Below are 21171 nucleotides of genomic sequence, written 5' to 3'. Positions count from 1 at the left end.
GCATGCCCATGCCCAACCCGCCCGCCGAACCCGGCGGCGACCTCCCGCCGCCGCGCGATCCCGCGCGGCACCTCGACCGCCGAGGCGGTTCGGCGCCCCCGTTCGCGGGAGCCGAGACCTTACTGAGTCCTTTCGCGGCGGCGACGGGTGCTCCCGCGACCCGTCCGGCACCGGTCCCCGTTCCGCGCCGGACCACGGACCTGCCTCCGGTGCACACCGCGTTCATCTGCGTCGCCCTGCCCGGGCTCGCGATCTCCACTGAGCAGGGACAGCTGACCGGCCGCGGGCTGGACGGGTTCTACCGCGCGGGCCGGCGGATGCTGTCCCGCTGCCAGGTGAAGGTGGCGGGCCGCGAACCGCTCCCCGTACAGGCCCGGATGATCGGCGCCGACCGGGCCCGCTTCGTGGGGACGGTACGCGCGACCGCCGACGCGGGCCCCGATCCGGACGTGATCGTGGAACGGACGAGGTGCGCGGACGGTACGGAGCGCATCGTCCTGTACAGCTCCGCCTCCCGCACACTGCGCCTCTCGCTGGAGGTCGCCCTCGGCACGGACCTCGCGGAACTCGCTTCGGTCGCCTCGGGCCGAGCGGGACCCGAACTGCCCGCCACCGTCAACGACTCGGGCCTCCGGTGGACCTGCGCCACGGGAGACTCGGCGGTCACCGCCGACCCGCCACCCGCCGACGCCCTGGCCTCCGCGGGACTGCTCCGCTGGGAGCTGGAACTGCCGCCCGGCGGCACCCGAACCGTGGAGCTGCGGGTACGGTCCGACGCCACGGGATCCCACAGAGCCGTGGGGCGGGGTGCGACGAGCCCGCTGGCCCAGGTACGGGCCGTGGGCGACGACCCCAGGATCCAGGCGCTCCTGCACACCAGCGTGGAGGATCTCCGGGCCCTGCTGCTGCGTGACCCCGCACACCCGTCGGACGTCCATCTCGCGGCGGGCGTGCCGTGGCGCTGCGGCCCGAGTCCGGCCGACGCGCTCGCCGCGGCCCGGATGACGCTGCCGCTCGGCACCCGCCTCGCCGCGGGCACCCTGCGGACTCTCGCCCGTACCCAGACCGGGGGCCAGGGAACACGATCCGGCCTGATCCCCGGGCCGCACCGGGCCGCGGGTCCGCACCTGCCACCGGGATGCACGGCGACCGAAGCGACCCTGCTGTTCCCCGTGCTCCTCGCGGAGGCTCGGCGCTGGGGGCTGGCGGAGCGGGAGACCGAGGAACTGCTGCCCGCCGCCGAGCGGTGCCTCGCCTGGCTGCGGACCACCGTGGGCGCCGGCACCTACCTGCCGGACCCGCAGCCTGGCGGGCCGTTCCGCTGCGAGACGCAGGCCCACGCCCATCGGGCGGCCGTGCTGGGCGCCGACCTCCTCGACGAGACCGGCCGGCCCGGCGGCGCGGGGCTGCGCGAGTGGGCCCAGGAGCTGCGGGCGGCGTTCCACGAGGACTTCTGGGTCGAGGACAGAGGCGGCGGAAGACCCGCGGCCGCCCGTGCCCCGGACGGACGCCTGGTGCCGCAGCTCGGCGCGGGCGCCGTCCACCTCCTCGACACGGGACTGCTCGGTTCCGGAGCACTGGCCCCGGGCCTGCTGGACAAGACGCGGACCGAGCAGCTCGCGCGGTCGCTCGGAGGCCCCGCCATGGACTCGGGCTGGGGGCTGCGCAGCCTCGGTGCCAAGGAGGCGGCGTACAACCCCTTCGGTCACCGCAGCGGCGCCGTGCGGGTCCACGAGACCGCTGTCGCCGTCGCGGGACTGATCGCCACCGGCTACGAGAAGGAGGCGAGCGCGCTGCTGCGGGGACTTCTGGCGGCCGCCGAGACGTTCGGACACCGACTGCCCGAGATGTACGCGGGCGAACAGCGCGCCCAGGGCGGTGCCCCGGTGCCGCATCCCGCGGCCTGCCGGCCCGCGGCCACGGCGGCGGCAGCCGTGGTCCTGCTCGTCAGCGCCCTGGCGGGTATCCGCCCAGACGCCCCGGCGCGGACGGTGACGCTGCGTCCGGCCGGTAGCGCGCCGCTCGGTGAGATCGGACTGACGGGACTGCGGATCGCCGGCGGGCCGTTCTCCGTGCGCATCAGCAGACTCGGCCTCGCCATGGTCGAGGAGGCCGCCGACGGGCTGCAGTTGGGAGTGTGACCTCGCCGCGGGCGCCGTCCGACCGTGGTCCGCGGCGCCCCCGGAACCCGTCGCGAACGGAAGTGGATCACGGTCGGACGGGGTCGGCGAACGGCGTGTTTATCGTCAAGGAGACGACTATGATCGCGACATGCCCTACGACCCGTCTGCCTTTCCGCCCTTCGCCGTGACCGTGGACCTGGTCGTGCTGACCGTGCGCCGCCATGCCCTGTGCGCGCTGGCGGTACGCAGGGGCGAGCAGCCGTTCCAGGGCCGATGGGCGCTGCCGGGCGGGTTCGTGCGGGCCGACGAGAACCTGGCCCAGGCGGCGGCGCGCGAGCTGGCCGAGGAGACCGGGCTGCGCGCCCACGATCCGTCCGTGCCGGCGCAGGACAACGGCGCACACCTCGAACAGCTCGCGACGTACGGCGACCCCGAACGCGACCCGCGCATGAGGGTCGTCAGCGTGGCGCATCTCGCGCTCGCCCCCGACCTGCCCGCGCCCAGGGCCGGAGGCGACGCGAGGAGCGCTCGCTGGGCGCCGGTGGAGGAACTGCTCCAGCAGGGCGGATACGGCCGCGACGGCGAGCAGGCGGCGCCACTCGCCTTCGACCACGCGACGATCCTCGCGGACGGAGTGGAACGCGCCCGGTCCAAGATCGAGTACTCGTCGTTGGCGACCGCCTTCTGCCCGACCGAGTTCACCGTCGGCGAGCTGCGCCGTGTCTACGAGGCGGTGTGGGGCGTCGCGCTCGACCCGCGCAACTTCCACCGCAAGGTGACGGGTACGCCCGGCTTCCTCGTGCCCACGGGAGGCACGACCACGCGTCAGGGAGGCCGCCCCGCGCAGTTGTTCCGCGCGGGCGGCGCCACTCTGCTCAATCCGCCGATGCTGCGTCCCGAGGTCTGACGAACGGGCGACTTCGGGGCGGGCCCTCACGCGACACGGGGAAGGGAAGACGGAGACCGGCCGTCCGGTGCCCGAAAAAACGTAAATGTCGCGCTATCTTGCTGTGAGTGATCCAGGCCATCGGACTGACGAGCAACCCCCGCAGGGAGCTTCCGCCCGCCGTCGACGACGTGTCCTTCGAGGCGCGCGCGGGCCATGTCACCGCTCTCCTCGGAGCTTCGGGTGCGGGAAAGACAACGACGCTGAAGCTCATGCTCGAACTCCGTCCGGGTCGAGGAATCACCTATTTCAAAGGCCGCCCGCTGCACCGGATCGCCCATCCGTCGCGCGAGGTCGGCGTACTTCTCGGCGACGTCCCCGGCCATCCCGCGCGCACGGTCCGCGGACAGCTCCGCATGCTGTGCGCCGCGGCCGGTGTGCCGGTACGGCGCGCCGACGAGGTCCTCGAAGTGGTCGGTCTCGCCGGCGTGTGCGACGAGCGGCTGAGCACCCTCTCGCGCGGTCTGGACCGCCGTCTGGGCCTCGCCTGCGCGCTGCTGACCGACCCGCACACCCTCGTCCTCGACGACCCGGCCGCCGGACTCTCCGCCCGCGAGGGCCGCTGGCTGCACGGGATCCTGCGCGCGCACGCGTCCCAGGGCGGCACGGTCCTGTTCAGCACGGGAGACCCCAAGGAAGCGGCCCGGGTGGCCGACCGGGTCGTCACCCTGAGGGAGGGCCGCCTCGCCGCCGACCAGGACGCCGCGGACTTCGCCCGCACCCGGTTGCGCCCAAGGGTGGCCGTCCGCAGCCCGCACGCCGTCCGCCTCGGCGCTCTGCTGGCCAAGGAGGCCCGGACCGGGCAGCGCTCCGTCGAGGTCGTGCGCGAGGAAGGCAACCGGCTCTCGGTGTACGGCAGCACCTGTGCCGACGTCGGCGACACCGCCTTCCGGCACGGCATCCTCGTACACCAACTCGCCGACGAGTCGGGCGACATGGGAACTCCCCCCGACCCGTCCGCCGGCGGCGACGCTCTCAGGAGTGACGATTCTGCCCGGGCCGGGACGACAGCCGCGCAGCGGCGGTCCGCGTTCCCGCCCCCCATCTCCGTACGCCAGGCACCGAGCCCCCTGCGCCCCCTGCGTTACGAACTGCGGCGCGCCGCCGGTGTCAGTACCGGCTACCTCACCTCGGCCGCCGTGCTGCTCGTCTCCGCCGTCCTGTCCGTGTTCCTCGCCAGAATCGGTCACACCCCCTCGTCGCGGCTGCTGGCCGCCTGGCCGCGCGAAAGTCCTTTGCCGCCCGCGGCGCTCGGCGCGGGACTGCTCGGCGCGATCGCCTTCGGCGAGGAATTCCGGTACCCCGCTCTGGCCGCGGACCGCGGAACCGTCCCGCGCCGGCTGGGACTGCTGGCGGCCAAACTCCTCGTCTCCTCGGGCACCGCGCTCATGCTGGCGTTTCTCACCGTGGGCTGCGACCTCGAAATCCTCTATCTGGTCTACGGGCGGGAACTCACCGCAATCTCCGGCGATTGGCTTTCCCTGGGCGCGAGTTGGGTCGGCCTCGTGGTGGGCTGCGCCTGGGCCGGGGTGCTGGCGGCGGGTCTCTTCCGGTCCACCACCGCCGGGCTCGCGGCCGTTCTCGCCGTTCCGGTCCTCGTCGTCCCGCTCGTACAAAAGGCCTTGTCGGGGCCATCCGTACGGACGGCGGCCGGGTTCCCGGAGCGGCTGCGCGAGCTCACGCTGGTGCAGTGGCCCTTCGGGGGAGTGCGCTACCTGACGGCCGTCGCGCGGGTGGTCGCCCAACCCGTGGGCGGCGCGCTGACGTTGTCGCTGACCGCACTGCTCTGCGCATATCTGCTCACGACCCTGCGGAGCCGGGTCCGATGACGACCGTCCGAGCCCTTCCGATTCCGCCGTGCGCACAACTCCTTGGAGAACGCTCATTTCTTTCCGATAAGGCGTCAATTGCGACGGGGTGAGCGATCACCCTTTCGTGTGCTTTTCACCAAAGACCTCAAGGGAGTTGGAGACAGCGCCGACAAATGATCCGTGAGTACCCTTGCGCACACCATGATGACCGCCGCCCGTTCCACAGACTCCGGCCTGGCCGGCCCGGGCGAACTCGACCGCTACCCCTATAGCGACTCCCCCGGTACCGAACGCCTCGGCATCCCCGCGTGGGAGAACGCCGACCAGGAGCTCGGCCGCGTGGGCCGCCGCACCGCGGGCAACCGCGGACGCGGCCTGCACGGCCAACTCGTTCAACAGCTTGGCCAGATGATCGTCTCCGGCGACCTCGGTGCGGACCGTCCACTCGTCCCCGAGGAGATCGGACAGAGGTTCGAAGTCTCGCGCACCGTCGTGCGTGAATCGCTCCGCGTCCTGGAGGCGAAGGGCCTGGTCAGCGCCCGGCCCAATGTCGGTACGAGGGTGCGTCCCGTCAGTGACTGGAACCTTCTCGACCCGGACATCATCGAATGGCGTGCCTTCGGTCCGCAGCGTGACGATCAGCGGCGCGAGCTGAGCGAGCTGCGCTGGACGATCGAGCCGCTCGCCGCCCGCCTGGCCGCCGGGCACGGCCGGGAGGAGGTGCAGCAGCGTCTCGGTGACATGGTCGAGATCATGGGCCACGCCTTGGCGCAGGGTGACTCGCTGACCTTCTCGCGGGCCGACGCCGAGTTCCATTCGCTGCTCATCCAGGTCGCGGGCAACCGCATGCTGGAGCACCTTTCCGGGATCGTGTCGGCCGCGCTCCAGGTCTCCGGTGGTCCCGTCACCGGCTGTGACCGGCCGACCGAGGCATCCCTGGTGCACCACGGCCGCATCGCCGACGCGCTGGCCGCGGCCGACGGCGCGGCTGCCGAGACCGCCATGCGTCAGTTGCTCACCGTCCACCCCGAGGTCGAGCGCGTGGTGCCCGCACCGCGCGAGCACTGACCGCGCTCCGAGGGCAGCGCGGTCGGGGGCGTGTGTCCTCGCGCGGCATCGCTCGGCCGGTGATCCGTCTCTCGCCGGACCTCTTCGGATCCTTCCGGGATCCGGCGGGGTCCGGTGATGCGATGAGGTGATGTAGCCGTCGGTTTGAGGCGATGAGTCCATCAGCTGACCTTCTTTGACCGTATCTGGCAGCTTTTGGGCTCTTACGGGGTGTGACTCGGGCCACGCAGATTGGGCGTAACGCTCTTGGGAACTGCGCGATGACCTAAGAGGTGACAGCCGAGGAAGGAATACGGACGCCGTTCACGGCGCTGTGAATCTTCCCGGCCCCCGCCCGCGCCGTCGACCAATCCCCAAGTCGGCGGTCGTCGGTCCCTGTCCGTAGCGGACGGGGCCGGAAGCCGTTTTCCAACGTTCCGAGAGGTTGTTCGTGTCGGCCAGCACATCCCGTACGCTCCCGCCGGAGATCGCCGAGTCCGTCTCTGTCATGGCGCTCATCGAGCGGGGAAAGGCTGAGGGGCAGATCGCCGGCGATGACGTGCGTCGGGCCTTCGAAGCTGACCAGATTCCGGCCACTCAGTGGAAGAACGTACTGCGCAGCCTCAACCAGATCCTCGAGGAAGAGGGTGTGACGCTGATGGTCAGTGCCGCGGAGCCCAAGCGCACCCGAAAGAGCGTCGCAGCGAAGAGCCCGGCCAAGCGCACCGCCACCAAGACGGTCGCGGCGAAGACGGTGACCACCAAGAAGGCCACCGCCACCGCAGCCCCGGCCGCCCATGCCACCCAAGACCCGGCCGAGGACGCGTCCGACGGCCGGGTAGCCGCCAAGAAGACGGTCGCCAAGAAGGCCGTCGCGAAGAAGACGGTCGCCAAGAAGACGGCGGCCAAGAAGACCACCGCCAAGAAGGACGACGTCGAGCTGACCGACGACGAGGCGGTCGAGGAGACGCCGGGCAAGCCCGGTACCGAGGAGCCCGCCGAGGACGGCGCGCAGGGCTTCGTGCTCTCCGACGAGGACGAGGACGACGCGCCCGCGCAGCAGGTCGCGGCCGCGGGTGCCACCGCGGACCCGGTCAAGGACTACCTGAAGCAGATCGGCAAGGTCCCCCTGCTCAACGCCGAGCAGGAGGTGGAGCTCGCCAAGCGCATCGAGGCGGGCCTCTTCGCCGAGGACAAGCTGGCCAACGCCGACAAGCTCGCGCCGAAGCTCAAGCGTGAGCTGGAGATCATCGCCGAGGACGGCCGTCGGGCGAAGAACCACCTCCTGGAGGCCAACCTCCGTCTGGTGGTCTCCCTGGCCAAGCGCTACACCGGTCGCGGCATGCTCTTCCTGGACCTCATCCAGGAGGGCAACCTCGGTCTGATCCGCGCGGTCGAGAAGTTCGACTACACCAAGGGCTACAAGTTCTCCACGTACGCCACCTGGTGGATCCGTCAGGCGATCACCCGCGCCATGGCCGACCAGGCCCGCACCATCCGTATCCCGGTGCACATGGTCGAGGTCATCAACAAGCTCGCGCGCGTGCAGCGCCAGATGCTCCAGGACCTGGGCCGCGAGCCCACCCCGGAGGAGCTGGCGAAGGAACTCGACATGACCCCGGAGAAGGTCATCGAGGTCCAGAAGTACGGCCGCGAGCCCATCTCGCTGCACACCCCCCTGGGTGAGGACGGCGACAGCGAGTTCGGTGACCTCATCGAGGACTCCGAGGCCGTCGTCCCGGCCGACGCGGTCAGCTTCACGCTCCTCCAGGAGCAGCTGCACTCCGTGCTCGACACCCTCTCGGAGCGCGAGGCGGGCGTCGTGTCGATGCGCTTCGGTCTCACCGACGGCCAGCCGAAGACCCTCGACGAGATCGGCAAGGTGTACGGCGTCACGCGAGAGCGGATCCGTCAGATCGAGTCGAAGACGATGTCGAAACTGCGCCACCCGTCGCGCTCGCAGGTGCTGCGCGACTACCTCGACTAGGTCTCGGCCGTACGTCACCGAGGGCCCGACTCCCGCTGGGGAGCCGGGCCCTCGGTCTGTTCGCGGAGTGCGCGCCGTCACGCGCTGGATCACTCTGGGTGTTCCAGGACCATCCCAGAGTGAGGAGTGCGCATGCGCCGCCCCTTTGTCGCCGTGCTGGCCCTTGCGGCCGCCGCGGCCGTGATACCGCTGGCGTCCCCCGCCCCGGCCGCGACCGGTGGTGTCATCATCGGAGGTCAACCCGTCGACATCGCCCAGAGCCCGTGGACGGTGGCGCTGTCCAGCCGTGACCGGTTCGGAGGTACGCGGGCCGGGCAGTTCTGCGGCGGTGTGGTGATCGGCCCGTCCCTCGTACTGACCGCGGCCCACTGTCTGGGTCCGCTCGTGCTCGGAGGGCCACCTGAGCGCGTCCGCGACCTGAGGGTCATCGCGCACCGGGGGGACCTGCTCTCCGACAAGGGTGAGGAGATCCCGGTCAGCAAGACCTGGGTCAACCCGGCCTACGACGCCGCCGCGAACGCCGGGGACTTCGCGGTGCTCACGCTCGCCTCCCCGCTGCCCCAGAGCTCGGTCATCCGGATGGCGGCCGCCGGGGACGCCGCCTACGCGCCCGGTACGGAGGCCGCCGTCTACGGCTGGGGCGATACGTCCGGTGGCGGCGACTACGCACTCACCTTGCGCTCCGTGGGCGTGAACGTACTGTCCGACGCGACCTGCGAGCGAGCGTATCCGGGAAACGCGGACGGCACCTACAGGGCCGTCTCCATGCTGTGCGCGGGCGAGCTCGAGGGCGGGCGGGACGCCTGTCAGGGCGACAGCGGCGGGCCGCTGGTCGCCCGGGGACGGCTGATCGGCCTCGTCTCGTGGGGGAGCGGCTGCGGGCAGCCGGGAAATCCCGGCGTCTACACGCGGGTCTCGGACGTCGCCAGGGTGCTCGGCTCGCGCCGCTGAGGGCACGCGAGCCGGAAGCGGGGCCCCGTCGGCCGTTGCGTGCGGGTGCGAGTGCCGGTGCCATGGCCGTACGGGCCGGCAGTGCGGGTCCGCGAGAGTCTCCGGAAGCCGCGGGACCCGGGGGAGCGCACGTTGTGGGCCCTGAGCCGGTGCGTGGGCTCTGAGCCGGCTCGGGCCGAGGTGCCGGGCGCCGGAGCCGCGCCGCCCGTCGTTCGAGGAGCGGCTGTAGCGGTACGAAACGGTGCGTCTTGAAGGATCCCGTCGAGCGGTACGCATACGGGCGGCCACCCCCAGTAGCGGGGATGGCCGCCCGTACACCCGGCCTGGGCCGGAGCTGGCTCGTCGTGGATGCGAAGTGTCAGCGCTCTTCGTCGTCGGACGTTGCAGGGACCGACGTCAGTCGCTCCGTCTCGTCCTGTATCTCAGCGGCGATCTTCTTGAGTTCCGGCTCGAACTTACGCCCGTGATGGGCGCAGAAGAGCAGCTCACCGCCGCTGAGGAGGACGACGCGCAGATATGCCTGGGCGCCGCAACGGTCGCAGCGGTCAGCGGCCGTCAGCGGGCTCGCGGGGGTCAGAACAGTAGTCACGTCGCCTCTTCTCTAGCTCGACGAGCTGTCGTACCAGGGTCAACATCCAACCAGGCCGAAAACGTTCCCGCTCGCGGCTTTTCCTCGAAAATTTCTCTCCGGGGCGGCTGTCTGCTGCCGGGTGGCGGCGAATGAGCCGTATTGCGTGTCTTCGCGTCTTACGGGTTCGCGCAGTCTGTCAGGGGGGCGGTCCTCCCGGCTGGCTTGCCGGTTGTTCAAGAGGACGTGCCCGGAGCCTAAATGGTTCATGCCCCGAAGGGAACGTGATATGTACTTCACTCCATCGAGGGATCGAACACCCATACGACCCTGGACTAGTCTGAGTTCATGCGAGGGTGGCGTTACAACGGCTCTACCAGGCCTCGGTACCCTCTCAGCGGTGACCGAAGCCGGCCCCTTACCCAAAAGGGCCCCATCTGAAATTCAGCGAGGAGCGAACCGCGTGACCGCCGATACGTCCGTGCCGTCCACAGCGTTGCTGACCGGATCAGACCGGGACGGTTCCAACTACACCGCGCGGCACCTGCTCGTCCTCGAGGGGCTCGAAGCCGTCCGCAAGCGTCCTGGCATGTACATCGGGTCGACCGACAGTCGCGGTCTGATGCACTGCCTGTGGGAGATCATCGACAACTCCGTGGACGAGGCCCTGGGGGGCTACTGCGACCACATCGACGTGATCCTGCACGACGACGGCTCGGTGGAGGTGCGGGACAACGGCCGTGGCATCCCGGTCGACGTGGAGCCCAAGACCGGCCTGTCCGGTGTCGAGGTCGTGATGACCAAGCTGCACGCCGGCGGAAAGTTCGGCGGAGGGTCCTACGCGGCCTCCGGCGGTCTGCACGGCGTGGGCGCCTCCGTGGTGAACGCGCTCTCCGCCCGTCTGGACGTCGAGGTGGACCGTGGTGGCAACACGCACGCGGTCAGCTTCCGCCGCGGAACCCCGGGAGCGTTCAGGACGGACGGCCCCGACGCCGCCTTCGACGCGACGAGCGGGCTGCGCAAGCTCAAGCGGATCCCCAAGACCCGCACCGGCACGCGCGTGCGCTACTGGGCGGATCGGCAGATCTTCCTCAAGGACGCCAAGCTCTCCCTGGACCACCTGCACCAGCGTGCCCGCCAGACCGCCTTCCTGGTCCCGGGCCTCACCATCGTCGTACGCGACGAGTTCGGGCTCGGCGAGGGCGGCAGCAAGGGCGAGGAGTCCTTCCGCTTCGACGGCGGCATCAGTGAGTTCTGCGAGTACCTGGCCTCCGACAAGCCCGTCTGCGACGTTCTCCGCTTCTCGGGCCAGGGCAGCTTCAAGGAGACCGTCCCGGTCCTCGACGAGCACGGGCAGATGACGCCGACCGAGGTCACCCGCGAGCTCGGCGTGGACGTGGCGATGCGCTGGGGCACCGGCTACGACACGAACCTGAAGTCGTTCGTGAACATCATCGCCACCCCCAAGGGCGGCACCCATGTCGCGGGCTTCGAGCAGGCCGTGGCCAAGACGATGAACGAGGTGCTGCGGGCCAAGAAGCTGCTGCGCGTCGCCGAGGACGACATCGTCAAGGACGACGCCCTGGAGGGACTGACCGCCGTCGTCACGGTGCGTCTCGCCGAACCCCAGTTCGAGGGCCAGACCAAGGAGGTCCTCGGGACCTCGGCGGCCCGTCGCATCGTGACCAACGTGGTCTCCAGGGAGCTCAAGGCGTTCCTGACCTCCGCCAAGCGGGACGCCGCCGCGCAGGCCCGGGTCGTGATGGAGAAGGCCGTCGCCGCGGCGCGCACGCGGATCGCCGCGCGCCAGCACAAGGACGCGCAGCGTCGGAAGACGGCCCTCGAGTCCTCGTCGCTGCCCGCGAAGCTGGCCGACTGCCGCAGCGACGACGTCGAGCGCAGCGAGCTGTTCATCGTCGAGGGCGACTCGGCGCTCGGTACGGCCAAGCTGGCGCGGAACTCTGAGTTCCAGGCGCTGCTCCCGATCCGGGGCAAGATCCTCAACGTTCAGAAGTCGTCCGTGACGGACATGCTCAAGAACGCCGAGTGCGGTGCGATCATCCAGGTCATAGGGGCCGGGTCCGGACGGACCTTCGACATCGACGCGGCGCGCTACGGGAAGATCATCCTCCTCGTCGACGCCGACGTCGACGGCGCGCACATCCGGATCCTGCTGCTCACGCTGTTCCAGCGGTACATGCGGCCGATGGTCGAGGCCGGGCGGGTGTTCGCCGCGGTGCCCCCGCTGCACCGCATCGAGCTCAGCCAGCCCAAGAAGGGGCAGGACAAGTACGTCTACACGTACTCGGACCGTGAGCTGCGGGAGACGCTGCTGGAGCTGCAGCGCAAGAACGTGCGGTACAAGGACTCGATCCAGCGTTACAAGGGCCTCGGTGAGATGGACGCCGATCAGCTGGCCGAGACGACGATGGATCCCAGGTTCCGGACGCTGCGCCGGATCAACATCTCGGACCTGGACGCCTCCGAGCAGGTGTTCGATCTGTTGATGGGGAACGACGTGGCACCTCGCAAGGAGTTCATCTCCAGGTCCGCGGCGACGCTGGACCGGTCGCGAATCGACGCGTAGGGGCTGCGCGGGCGGTACTGCTGCGTGGGCTGTGGGGCGGTGCGGGCGTCGGCGGTGCGGCTGGGCTGTGGTGGGGCGGGGCCGTGCCGGTACGTCGAGCCCGTCGCCGTTGGATCAGGCGTGGGCCGGGCACGGGAGCCGCTGCTCGATCCGGGCGTGAGCGACGGGCTGCGACGTACCGGCACGGCCCCTCCCGTGCGTCGCCGGGTGCGGGCAGCGGTGCGGGTCCCGGTGCGGGCTGTGGTGGGGCGGGGGCGTGTCGTACGTCGAGCCCGTCGCCGTTGGATCAGGCGTTGACCGCGCGGGGTCGGCCTGAGGGGGCTTCCGGGAATTTGGGCTCCACCCGTGGGTGGAGGGTGGGGGGCGAGGGGTTCCACCCGGGTTCCACCCTGGCTCCGATCTGCTGACCTCGCGATTTCCGTAGCGTCGAAGGCGTCGGCAGCACTCGCTGCCGGTAGCCGCTCTTCCCGCCCATGGAGGTCGCGATGTCCGGGCTCGTCAACGCCTTGGTGATCGTCGCCGTTGTTGTTCTGGTCGTCGCACGCCAGTTCCGTACGCGCAGGGTCAGCACGGACAGGCGCTGGTGGATCGTGCCGGCGGTGCTGGCCGTGATCGCTGTGCGTGAGCCGGGGCTCGTCGACTCCCGTCACCGGGCGGGGGCGATCCTCCTCATCGGGGCCGAGATCATCGTGGGGCTCGCGGTCGGGGCCGCCTGGGCGTGGACCACGCGAATGTGGGTGGAGCCGGACGGCACGGTGTGGAGCAGGAGCACCAAGGCCGGCGCGGCTGTCTGGGGTGTGGGTATAGCCGTGCGGCTGGGCCTCTTCGGCATCGGTGTGCTGCTGGGCGTGCGGCAGAACAGCTCCGCCCTGCTGCTCGCGCTCGCGGCCACGCTGCTGGTCCGCTCCGGGATCCTGCTCTGGCGGTCGCAGTCCCTGCGCCCGGCGGGCGAGCAGGGCGCGGCGTACGGTGGCGGCGTGCCCCAGGCTCCGTGGAAGGAGCGCGTGTGACCGAGCATCCCTGGACCCGCTGGCCCTCCCGCGAGGCGCTCTCCCGGGCGGGAGTGCCCGGGGCCAGACGCGCGCTCGCCTGGACAACGCGCCTCTTCGCCCTCGGCGTGCTCCTGTGGACGACCTTTTCCCACAGCGATCTGAGCGGATGGGGCACCGCGGCGGCGGCGCTGGGGGTCGTCGCCTGTGGTGCCGGTGCCTGGGCCTTCTGGCAGACCACGCTCCAGCACCGGCTGCTGCCCTCCATGGGACTGCTCGTGATGCTGCTCGCGATCGCGACGGTGGCGGCGAGCGCGGGATTCAGGATTCCGGCCCTCGTGCTGTGGTGCGCGTGCGCGATCAGCGCCATGGAGAGGCTGCCCCTGGCCGCGGCGCTGCCGCTCACCACGGTGGCGCTGAGCGCCTACGCGGCGGTCAACAACGACATCTGGCTGACCACGGTGGCCACCGCCGTGGGGCTCGTCCTGGCGGGATACGTACTGCGCCTCGACGCGGAGGCGCGGGGGAGCGCCGAGCGGCTCCTCGCCCAGGAGCGCGCGGCACGTGCGGCCGAGGCGGAGTCGGCGGCGCTCGCGGAGCGCGCCCGGATCGCACGTGAGATCCACGACGTGCTGGCACACAGCCTCTCGGCGCAGATGGTGCACCTCGAGGCGGCCCGACTGCTGATCGAGCGGGGCGCCGACCGGGCGACGATCCTCGAACGCGTGGTGGCGGCGCGCGGGATGGCCAGGGAGGGGCTCGCCGAGACCCGGCAGGCGCTCTCCGCGCTACGGGGAGAGATGTCCCCGGTGGAGGAATTCCTGGGTGAACTGGTCGCCACGTCCGAAGGGGCCGATGTCACCGTCACGGGTGAACGCCGGCTCCTGCAGGCCGAGGCCTCGCAGGCGGTGCGGAGGGTGGCGCAGGAAGCCCTGACGAACGTCCGCAAGCACGCGCCGGGCGCCAAGGTCCACGTGCGGCTGGAATACGGCGAACACGAAGTGACACTGGCCGTACGGGACTCGGGGGGAGCGTCGGGAGAGCTCGGGGCCGCCGGCGCCGGGTACGGTCTGCTGGGCATGCGGGAGCGTGCCGAGCTGCTGGGCGGCTCGTTGGAGGCCGGGCCGGTCGAGGAGGGGTTCGTGGTCACGCTGAAGGTGCCCGTATGACGGCGGAGGAGACCGGAAGGCCGGCCCGGGTCGTGGTGGCGGACGACCAGACGGTGGTGCGTGAGGGCATCGTGATGCTGCTGGGCCTGCTGCCGGGGATCGAGGTCGTGGGTGCGGCCGGGGACGGTGAGGAGGCCGTGGCGCTCGTCGCCGAACTCGCCCCGGACGTCGTGCTGATGGACCTGCGCATGCCTCGCTGTGACGGTGTCGAGGCGACCCGGCGCATCCGCGCCGACCATCCGGGGACACAGGTGGTCGTGCTCACCACGTACGCGGACGACGAGTCACTGTTTCCGGCGCTCAAGGCCGGGGCCCGCGGATATCTCACCAAGGACGCGGGCGGTGACGAGATCGTGCGCGCTGTGGAGAGCGTGCTGTCCGGGAACGCGGGACTCTCACCGAGTGTCCAACGGCGTTTGCTGGAACGGCTGTCGCAGCCGGAACCGCCGCGGGCCGAGCCGGTGACGCCACCCGACGGGCTCACCGCGCGGGAGACCGAGGTGCTGCTGCTGATCGCCGACGGGCTCACCAACCAGGAGATCGCCCGCAAGTTGCACGTCTCCACCGCCACGGTGAAGACCCACATCAACAATCTCTTCGCCAAGACGGGGCTCAAGGACCGTGCTCAAGCGGTGCGTTATGCCTATGGGAAGGGTCTCGTCCGGCCACCGGTGAATTGAGTCACCTGATGGGGTGAAGTGGGTGGGTAGAAGAGTCCGGGATCTTCCCGATCTGTACATCCTTGGGTACGCGGCCGAAACGGGTCGCGGACAAGGAGAGTTCGGTGGAGAAGTACGACGGCCGCGACACGGGGGAGGTCCGGTTCGACGACCCCTGGTATGACGCGCTCGCCTCCGGCTGGGGCGAGTTGGACGGTACGGGGGCGCCCGCTCCCGTCGTCCCGCCCGCGCGCCAGGGAGGCCGTGCGGGCGGCACGGCCGAGGTCTATCTGCAAGTGCAGCGCAGCGCGGCCTTCCAGGAGGTGCGCGGCCGCTACCGGAGGTTCGTGGTGCCGGCCTTCGCCGTGTTCTTCACCTGGTACGTCGGCTATGTGGTGACCGCGACGGCGGCGCCCGGGTTCATGGCCCGGTCGGTCGCGGGCGCGGTGAACGTGGGCATGGTCGCGGGGCTCGGGCAGTTCCTCACCACGTTCGTGCTCACCTGGGCGTACGCGCGGCACGCGAGGCTGCGCCGGGATCGAGCCGCGCTCGAACTGCGCTGGGACACACAGGAGTTGACGCGCAGCGTCAGAGGGGCCGAGCGATGACCGGCAACCATCAGACGCTGGCGCTGCTGCTGTTCAGCGTGTTCGTGGCGGTGACACTGGCGATCACGACGTGGGTGAGCCGCAACCGGCACGGTTCGGCGGAGGAGTTCTACGCCGGAGGGCGACTGTTCTCATCAATGGAGAATGGTTTTGCCATTTCTGGTGACTATATGTCGGCGGCGTCCTTCCTCGGAGTCACCGGACTCATCGCGCTCTACGGCTACGACGGTCTGCTGTACGTCGTGGGATTCTTCGTCGCCTGGCTGGTCGTCCTCTTCCTGGTCGCCGAACTGGTGCGCAACTGCGGGCGGTTCACCCTTGCCGACGTCGTCGCGGCGCGGATGAGTGAGCGACCCGTGCGGATCGCGGCGGGCACGGCCTCGGTGACGGTCTCGGTGCTGTATCTGGTGGCGCAGATGGTGGGCGCTGGCAGCCTGGTGGCGCTGCTGCTCGGAGGTACGAGCGACGCGGCGCGGAACTGGACGGTGATCGGCGTCGGCGCGCTCATGGTGATCTACGTGTCGCTGGGCGGGATGCGCGCCACGACATGGATCCAGATCGTCAAGGCGGTCCTGCTGATGGGCGGCGCCGTCGCGCTGACCGTGCTCGTCCTGGTGCGCTTCCACGGGGATTTCAACCAGTTGCTGCTTTCGGCCGCCGGGCGCAGCGGGCACGGCGACGCGTTCCTCGTGCCCGGTCTGAAGTACGGCGGGGACTGGACGGCGCGCCTGGACTTCATCAGTCTGGGCCTCGCGCTGGTGCTCGGTACGGCAGGGCTGCCGCACATCCTGTCGCGCTTCTACACCGTGCCGACCGCGCGAGCCGCACGGCGCTCGGTGGTCTGGGCCATCGGACTCATCGGGGGCTTCTACCTGATGACGATCGTGCTGGGCTTCGGCGCGGCGGCGATCGTCGGACCGAAGGCGGTGAGGGAGTCGAACGCGGCCGGGAACACGGCCGTACCGCTGCTCGCTCTCGACCTGGGCGGCGGCCCCGACTCGACCGGCGGCACGGTGCTGTTCGCGGTCGTGGCGGCCATCGCCTTCGCCACGATCCTCGCGGTCGTCGCCGGCATCACCCTGGCCTCCTCCGCGTCCGTGGCGCACGACCTGTACGCCTCACTGCGACGCCGGCACGCGAAGGTGCGCAGCGAGGTCGCGGTGGCGCGCGCGGCCGCGGTGGGCATCGGCGTCGTCGCGATCGCGCTCGGGCTGGTGGCCCGCGACCTGAACGTGGCCTTCCTGGTGGGCCTCGCGTTCGCCGTCGCCGCGTCCGCGAACCTGCCGGTGCTGCTGTACTCGTTGTTCTGGCGGAGTTTCACGACCCGTGGCGCGGTGTGGGCCGTATACGGCGGGCTGGTGCCCGCCCTGGTGCTCGTGCTGGTGTCGCCGGTGGTGTCGGGCAGCCCCGACTCCCTTTTCCCGGGCGTGGACTTCCAGTACTTCCCGCTGCAGAATCCCGGCCTGGTGTCGATCCCCCTCGGCTTCCTCTCGGGCTGGCTCGGGACGGTCACCTCGGTGGAGCCGCCGGACGAGGCCAAGCACGCGGAGACCGAGGTGCGGTCGCTGACGGGCGCCGGGGCGGTCTGAGGCACCCCGCACACCGGGCGAGGTGAGCCGCGAGGGGTTCCCCCGAAGGGCTTTCGTGACCGAGGCCCGCGGCGGGCTCCCGTGGCAGAGAGGCCCGCGGCACCGCGGTCCTCCGGCGCCGTACCGCTCCGTCACCGGTACGTGCGCGTGGAGACGCCGACTCGCGCCCTCGGGAGCACATACGGGCAGCCCTCGGGAACACGCCCGGGCAGCCCTCAGGGCGCCACCCACGCGTACCGGTGCTCCGGACGTCCGGTGTCGCCGTACCTGAGGGAAAGGCGCAGGCGTCCCGCCTGTTCGAGATGGCGCAGGTAGCGCTGGGCGGTCGAGCGGCTGAGTCCTGTCTCGGCGGCCACCTCGTGGGCCGACAACGGCTGGCCCGCACGGTGCAGCACACCGCAGATCAGGTCGGTGGTGGGCTCCGAGTGGCCTCTGGGCAGTCCGGGTGACGCCGGCGCGGGCGAGGTCCGCAGGGCGCCGAACATCCGGTCGACCTGCTCCTGACCCGCCACGCCGCGCCCGCCCACGCGGTCGACGGTGCGCCGCAGCGCCGCGTACGAGTCGAGGCGGGTGCGCAGCGCGGCGAAGGTGAACGGTTTGACCAGATAGTGCAGGGCGCCCAGCCGCATCGCGGCCCGTACGGTCACCACGTCGCTCGCCGCGGTGATCATGATGACGTCGGTGCCGTGACCCCGTTCCCGCATGTGGTGGACGAGTTCGAGACCCGTGCGGTCGGGCAGATAGTGGTCGAGCAGGACCAGGTCGACGGGCGCGCGCTCCACGGCGGCCAGGGCCTGGGCAGCGCTGTGCGCGCGGGCGGCCACCCGGAATCCGGGAACCTTCCCCACGTACTTCGCGTTGATCTCAGCGACGCGGAAGTCGTCGTCCACGACCAGGACGTCAATCATCGGGCCTCTTTCTCTCAAGGCCTGGCGAGCGTTAAGCCCGTGTTTCGGCTCCGCTGTTGTAGCGCGAGCAAAACGAGCACAACAGACTCTTGCGAGCAGAAGAACGCCTTGCGCCCAGAAGACTGATGCTGTGGCCCGCGCCACATCTACCGTCCGGTCCCATGAGCGCAGACACCAGCCCCGCCATCGAGCTGCGGGGCGCCAGCAAAATCTTCAAGACCCCGTCAGGGGGTCTGCACACGGCGGTCAGGGAACTGGACCTGACCATCGGCCGTGGCGAGTTCGTGGCTGTCGTCGGCCCCACGGGCTGCGGCAAGTCGACCACGCTGACCCTGGTGAGCGGCCTGGAGGAGCCCACCGAGGGCGAGGTCCTGGTGGCGGGTACGCCGGTCGAGGGTGTCGGCGACAAGGTCGGTTTCGTCTTCCAGCAGGACGCCACCTTCCCGTGGCGCACGGTCCTGTCGAACGTCATGGCGGGTCCACGCTTCCGGGGGGTGCCCAAGGCGGAAGCGAAGGAGCGAGCCCGTGAATGGCTGGCCAGGGTCGGGCTCGCCGCCTTCGAGGACCGCTACCCGCACCAACTCTCCGGCGGTCAGCGCAAGCGTGTCGCGCTCGCCGCGACCTTCGTCAACGACCCCGAGATCCTGCTGATGGACGAGCCCTTCTCGGCGCTCGACGTGCAGACCAGGGCCCTGATGTCGGACGAACTGCTGGAGCTGTGGGAGGGCACGGGCGCCTCGGTCGTCTTCGTCACCCACGACCTGGAGGAGTCCATCGCGCTCGCCGACAAGGTCGTCGTGATGACGGCGGGCCCGGCCACCGTGAAGCAGATCTTCGACATCGATCTGCCGAGGCCCCGCAAGGTCGAAGCGGTACGCCTCGAGCCGCGGTTCATCGAGATCTACCGCGAGATCTGGGAGTCGCTCGGCGAAGAGGTCCGCATCACGCGCGAGAGGGGTGTGGCCGATGTCGCCTGACGTCATCCCCGAGGCCGTCGTGGCCCCGACCGGCGGCGAAGCCGCCAAGCCGGGGCGCGCCCACTCACGGGCCCGTGCCGCCCGCAGACGCAGAATGATCGTCGCCGCGGCCCGTACGGTGCTGCTGGTCGCCGTGCTCGGCCTGTGGGAGGTGTTCGCGCGGGCCGAGATCATCGACCCGTTCAACTTCTCCATGCCGTCGAAGATCTGGGACCAGATCTACACCTGGACGGCCCACGGGACCGCGCTCGGTTCACTCGGCGAGCAGATCTGGTTCACGCTCCACGAGGCCCTGCTCGGCTGGGTCATCGGCGTGGTGTCCGGTGTGGTCTTCGGGATCGCGCTGGGACGGATCACCTTCCTCGCCGATGTCCTCGGTCCGTACATCAAGGTGCTCAACTCCATTCCGAGGATCGTGCTGGCACCGATCTTCGTGATCTGGTTCGGGCTCGGCCCCGCCTCCAAGGTCGCCTCCGCGGTGGTCCTGGTGTTCTTCCCGGTCTTCTTCAACGCGTTCCAGGGCGCGCGTGAGGTCGACCGCAATCTGGTCGCCAACGCCCGGATCCTCGGCGCGAGCGACCGCCGGGTGACGCTTCAGGTCGTCATTCCGTCCGCCACCTCATGGATCTTCACGAGCCTCCACGTCAGCTTCGGCTTCGCCCTCATCGGCGCGATCGTCGGGGAGTACATCGGCGCCACCAAGGGCATCGGTCTGCTCGTCGCGCAGTCGCAGGGCACCTTCAACGCGGCGGGTGTGTACGCCGCGATGGTCATCCTCGCCGTGGTCGCGCTGCTGGCCGAGGGGCTGCTCACCTTCGCCGAGCGCCGCATCTTCCGCTGGAAGCCGTCGGACTCCGAGAGCTGACCGACCGGGCCCCGCGTCCCCGGACCGCCCGGCCGTGATCGTCCACCCGGGACAAGTCCTTCGCCCGACGCACCCTCCGGACAGCCCGGGCGTTCCGCCGATGGCCCACTCCAGGACGCCGGTTCCTGACCGAACGCCTCTCTCCAGGACGCCAGTCACCAGGGTCAACGCCCCTCTCCGGGACGCCACTCACCAGCTCAATGCCCCGCTTCAGGGCGCCACTTTCGAGCGCGACGCCCCTTTCCGGCACATCCGTTCCTCGTTCGAAGCCCCTTCAGGGCGCCCCTTCCGCCCGCACCGCCATCTCACAAGGACGTGACCCATCATGCGCAAGACCGCCAGATACTCCGCACTGGCAGCCGCCGGTCTGCTCGCCCTCTCCTCGCTCACCGCCTGCGCCAACGACGCGGCCTCCTCCACCGCCGACAGCGGCAGCGACGCGGGCGGCGGCAAGGGGGAGCACGTCAAGATCATGGTGGGCGGCCTGGACAAGGTCATCTACATGCCGGCGATGCTCACCCAGCGGCTCGGCTACTTCAGCGAGCAGGGCCTGGACGTCGAGCTCCTCAGCGAGCCGGCCGGTGTGCAGGCGGAGACCGCGCTCGTCTCCGGTCAGGTGCAGGGGGCCGTCGGCTTCTACGACCACACGCTCGATCTGCAGACCAAGGGCAAGTCCGTGGAGTCCGTCGTGCAGTTCTCGCACGCGCCCGGCGAGGTGGAACTGGTCTCCGCCAAGCGCGCGGACGACATCACGTCGCCCAAGGACTTCAAGGGCAAGAAGCTCGGCATCACCGGGCTCGGTTCCTCCACCGACTTCCTCACCAAGTACCTGGCGGTCAAGAACGGTGTGAAGGTCAGCGACTTCTCGCCGGTCGCCGTCGGCGCCGGACCGACGTTCATCTCCGCGCTCCAGAAGGGCGCGATCGACGGCGGAATGACGACGGACCCGACGGTCGCCACGGTCCTGCAGAAGGGCCTGGGCAAGGTGCTCATCGACATGCGTACGCCGAAGGGTTCGATGGAGGCGTTCGGCGGCCCTTACCCCTCGTCCAGCCTCTACATGCAGACGGACTGGGTGAACGGCCACAAGGAGACGGTCCAGAAGCTGGCCAACGCCTTCGTGAAGACGCTCGGGTGGATGGCCTCGCACAGCGCGTCCGAGATCGCCGCCAAGATGCCCGCCGACTACTCACAGGGCGACAAGGCGCTCTACGCCACCGCCATCGGGAGCACGCTGCCGATGTTCACCAAGGACGGGGTGATGCCCGCGGGTGGCCCCGAGACCGTCGAGAAGGTGCTCAAGGCGTTCAACCCCAACATCAAGAACGCCAAGGTGGACCTCGGCAAGACCTTCACCACGGAGTTCGTGAAGAAGGCGGCGGGCTGA

Annotated in this window: 17 protein-coding genes; 15 read left to right on the top strand and 2 right to left on the bottom strand. The window is 70.3% G+C overall.

Annotation, left to right across the window (positions count from 1 at the left end):
- Positions 1-2 precede the first annotated feature (2 nt).
- From GFH48_RS11560 to GFH48_RS11535, 6 genes are all read left to right on the top strand, one after another.
- On the top strand, positions 3-2141 hold the full coding sequence (locus GFH48_RS11560; RefSeq protein WP_228120522.1) for a glycogen debranching N-terminal domain-containing protein: 2139 nt from the start codon (positions 3-5) through the stop codon (positions 2139-2141).
- 130 nt (positions 2142-2271) lie between these two features.
- Positions 2272-3030, top strand: coding sequence for an NUDIX hydrolase (locus tag GFH48_RS11555; protein ID WP_153288183.1), 759 nt, complete (start codon positions 2272-2274; stop codon positions 3028-3030).
- Positions 3031-3137: 107 nt separating this feature from the next.
- On the top strand, positions 3138-4898 hold the full coding sequence (locus GFH48_RS11550; RefSeq protein WP_153288182.1) for an ABC transporter ATP-binding protein: 1761 nt from the start codon (positions 3138-3140) through the stop codon (positions 4896-4898).
- A 162-nt stretch (positions 4899-5060) separates the two neighbouring features.
- Positions 5061-5948: a FadR/GntR family transcriptional regulator gene (locus GFH48_RS11545; protein WP_153288181.1), complete on the top strand. Its 888-nt coding sequence runs from the start codon at positions 5061-5063 to the stop codon at positions 5946-5948.
- A gap of 430 nt (positions 5949-6378) precedes the next feature.
- On the top strand, positions 6379-7914 hold the full coding sequence (locus GFH48_RS11540) for an RNA polymerase sigma factor (RefSeq protein WP_153288180.1): 1536 nt from the start codon (positions 6379-6381) through the stop codon (positions 7912-7914).
- 132 nt (positions 7915-8046) lie between these two features.
- Positions 8047-8865, top strand: coding sequence for a serine protease (locus GFH48_RS11535; protein ID WP_153288179.1), 819 nt, complete (start codon positions 8047-8049; stop codon positions 8863-8865).
- A 358-nt stretch (positions 8866-9223) separates the two neighbouring features.
- Here GFH48_RS11535 and GFH48_RS11530 read toward each other — a convergent pair whose 3' ends face one another.
- Positions 9224-9454, bottom strand: a complete 231-nt coding sequence (locus tag GFH48_RS11530) for a DUF7455 domain-containing protein (protein WP_153288178.1) — start codon at positions 9452-9454, stop codon at positions 9224-9226.
- 442 nt (positions 9455-9896) lie between these two features.
- Between GFH48_RS11530 and GFH48_RS11525 the strand changes: the two genes are divergently transcribed.
- From GFH48_RS11525 to GFH48_RS11505, 6 genes are all read left to right on the top strand, one after another.
- Positions 9897-12020: a DNA gyrase/topoisomerase IV subunit B gene (locus GFH48_RS11525; protein WP_153288177.1), complete on the top strand. Its 2124-nt coding sequence runs from the start codon at positions 9897-9899 to the stop codon at positions 12018-12020.
- A 485-nt stretch (positions 12021-12505) separates the two neighbouring features.
- Entirely contained in the window at positions 12506-13030 is a 525-nt protein-coding gene (locus GFH48_RS11520; protein WP_153288176.1) for a DUF1453 family protein, read from the top strand.
- Positions 13027-14178, top strand: a complete 1152-nt coding sequence (locus GFH48_RS11515) for a sensor histidine kinase (RefSeq protein WP_153288175.1) — start codon at positions 13027-13029, stop codon at positions 14176-14178. Before GFH48_RS11520 ends, GFH48_RS11515 begins: the two co-directional genes overlap by 4 nt.
- Positions 14175-14858: a response regulator transcription factor gene (locus GFH48_RS11510; protein ID WP_153288174.1), complete on the top strand. Its 684-nt coding sequence runs from the start codon at positions 14175-14177 to the stop codon at positions 14856-14858. Before GFH48_RS11515 ends, GFH48_RS11510 begins: the two co-directional genes overlap by 4 nt.
- Positions 14859-14962: 104 nt before the next feature.
- Positions 14963-15445, top strand: coding sequence for a DUF485 domain-containing protein (locus GFH48_RS38525; protein ID WP_228120521.1), 483 nt, complete (start codon positions 14963-14965; stop codon positions 15443-15445).
- Positions 15442-17034 (top strand): solute symporter family protein, encoded by a 1593-nt coding sequence (locus tag GFH48_RS11505; protein ID WP_194280558.1) that lies wholly within the window; start codon positions 15442-15444, stop codon positions 17032-17034. Before GFH48_RS38525 ends, GFH48_RS11505 begins: the two co-directional genes overlap by 4 nt.
- 215 nt (positions 17035-17249) lie before the next feature.
- Here the strand turns inward: GFH48_RS11505 and GFH48_RS11500 are convergent, their stop codons facing one another.
- Complete coding sequence (locus tag GFH48_RS11500) at positions 17250-17942, bottom strand: response regulator (protein WP_153288172.1); 693 nt, start codon at positions 17940-17942, stop codon at positions 17250-17252.
- 161 nt (positions 17943-18103) lie between these two features.
- Here GFH48_RS11500 and GFH48_RS11495 point away from each other — a divergent pair, with 161 nt between their 5' ends.
- The 3 genes from GFH48_RS11495 (at position 18104) to GFH48_RS11485 (ending at position 21171) form a co-directional block, all read left to right on the top strand.
- The gene (locus tag GFH48_RS11495) at positions 18104-18919 is read left to right on the top strand and encodes an ABC transporter ATP-binding protein (protein ID WP_153288171.1); all 816 of its coding nucleotides are present in this window, start codon (positions 18104-18106) and stop codon (positions 18917-18919) included.
- The gene (locus tag GFH48_RS11490; protein ID WP_153288170.1) at positions 18909-19784 is read left to right on the top strand and encodes an ABC transporter permease; all 876 of its coding nucleotides are present in this window, start codon (positions 18909-18911) and stop codon (positions 19782-19784) included. The genes GFH48_RS11495 and GFH48_RS11490 overlap by 11 nt, the downstream gene beginning before the upstream one ends.
- Before the next feature lie 325 nt (positions 19785-20109).
- Complete coding sequence (locus GFH48_RS11485) at positions 20110-21171, top strand: ABC transporter substrate-binding protein (RefSeq protein ID WP_153288169.1); 1062 nt, start codon at positions 20110-20112, stop codon at positions 21169-21171.

It is taken from the genome of Streptomyces fagopyri (assembly GCF_009498275.1).
Taxonomy (GTDB): domain Bacteria; phylum Actinomycetota; class Actinomycetes; order Streptomycetales; family Streptomycetaceae; genus Streptomyces; species Streptomyces fagopyri.
The sequence above is the reverse complement of the archived record's forward strand: the minus strand, read 5'-3'. Positions and strand labels throughout refer to the sequence as shown.

Bases quoted from the DNA above. Each gene is read 5' to 3' on its own strand.
- GFH48_RS11500 (WP_153288172.1), bottom strand. From the start codon at position 17,942: ATGATTGACGTCCTGGTCGTGGACGACGACTTCCGCGTCGCTGAGATC.
- GFH48_RS11560 (WP_228120522.1), top strand. From the start codon at position 3: ATGCCCATGCCCAACCCGCCCGCCGAACCCGGCGGCGACCTCCCGCCG.
- GFH48_RS11520 (WP_153288176.1), top strand. From the start codon at position 12,506: ATGTCCGGGCTCGTCAACGCCTTGGTGATCGTCGCCGTTGTTGTTCTG.
- GFH48_RS11490 (WP_153288170.1), top strand. From the start codon at position 18,909: ATGTCGCCTGACGTCATCCCCGAGGCCGTCGTGGCCCCGACCGGCGGC.
- GFH48_RS11505 (WP_194280558.1), top strand. From the start codon at position 15,442: ATGACCGGCAACCATCAGACGCTGGCGCTGCTGCTGTTCAGCGTGTTC.
- GFH48_RS11555 (WP_153288183.1), top strand. From the start codon at position 2,272: ATGCCCTACGACCCGTCTGCCTTTCCGCCCTTCGCCGTGACCGTGGAC.
- GFH48_RS11535 (WP_153288179.1), top strand. From the start codon at position 8,047: ATGCGCCGCCCCTTTGTCGCCGTGCTGGCCCTTGCGGCCGCCGCGGCC.
- GFH48_RS11485 (WP_153288169.1), top strand. From the start codon at position 20,110: ATGCGCAAGACCGCCAGATACTCCGCACTGGCAGCCGCCGGTCTGCTC.
- GFH48_RS11495 (WP_153288171.1), top strand. From the start codon at position 18,104: ATGAGCGCAGACACCAGCCCCGCCATCGAGCTGCGGGGCGCCAGCAAA.
- GFH48_RS11510 (WP_153288174.1), top strand. From the start codon at position 14,175: ATGACGGCGGAGGAGACCGGAAGGCCGGCCCGGGTCGTGGTGGCGGAC.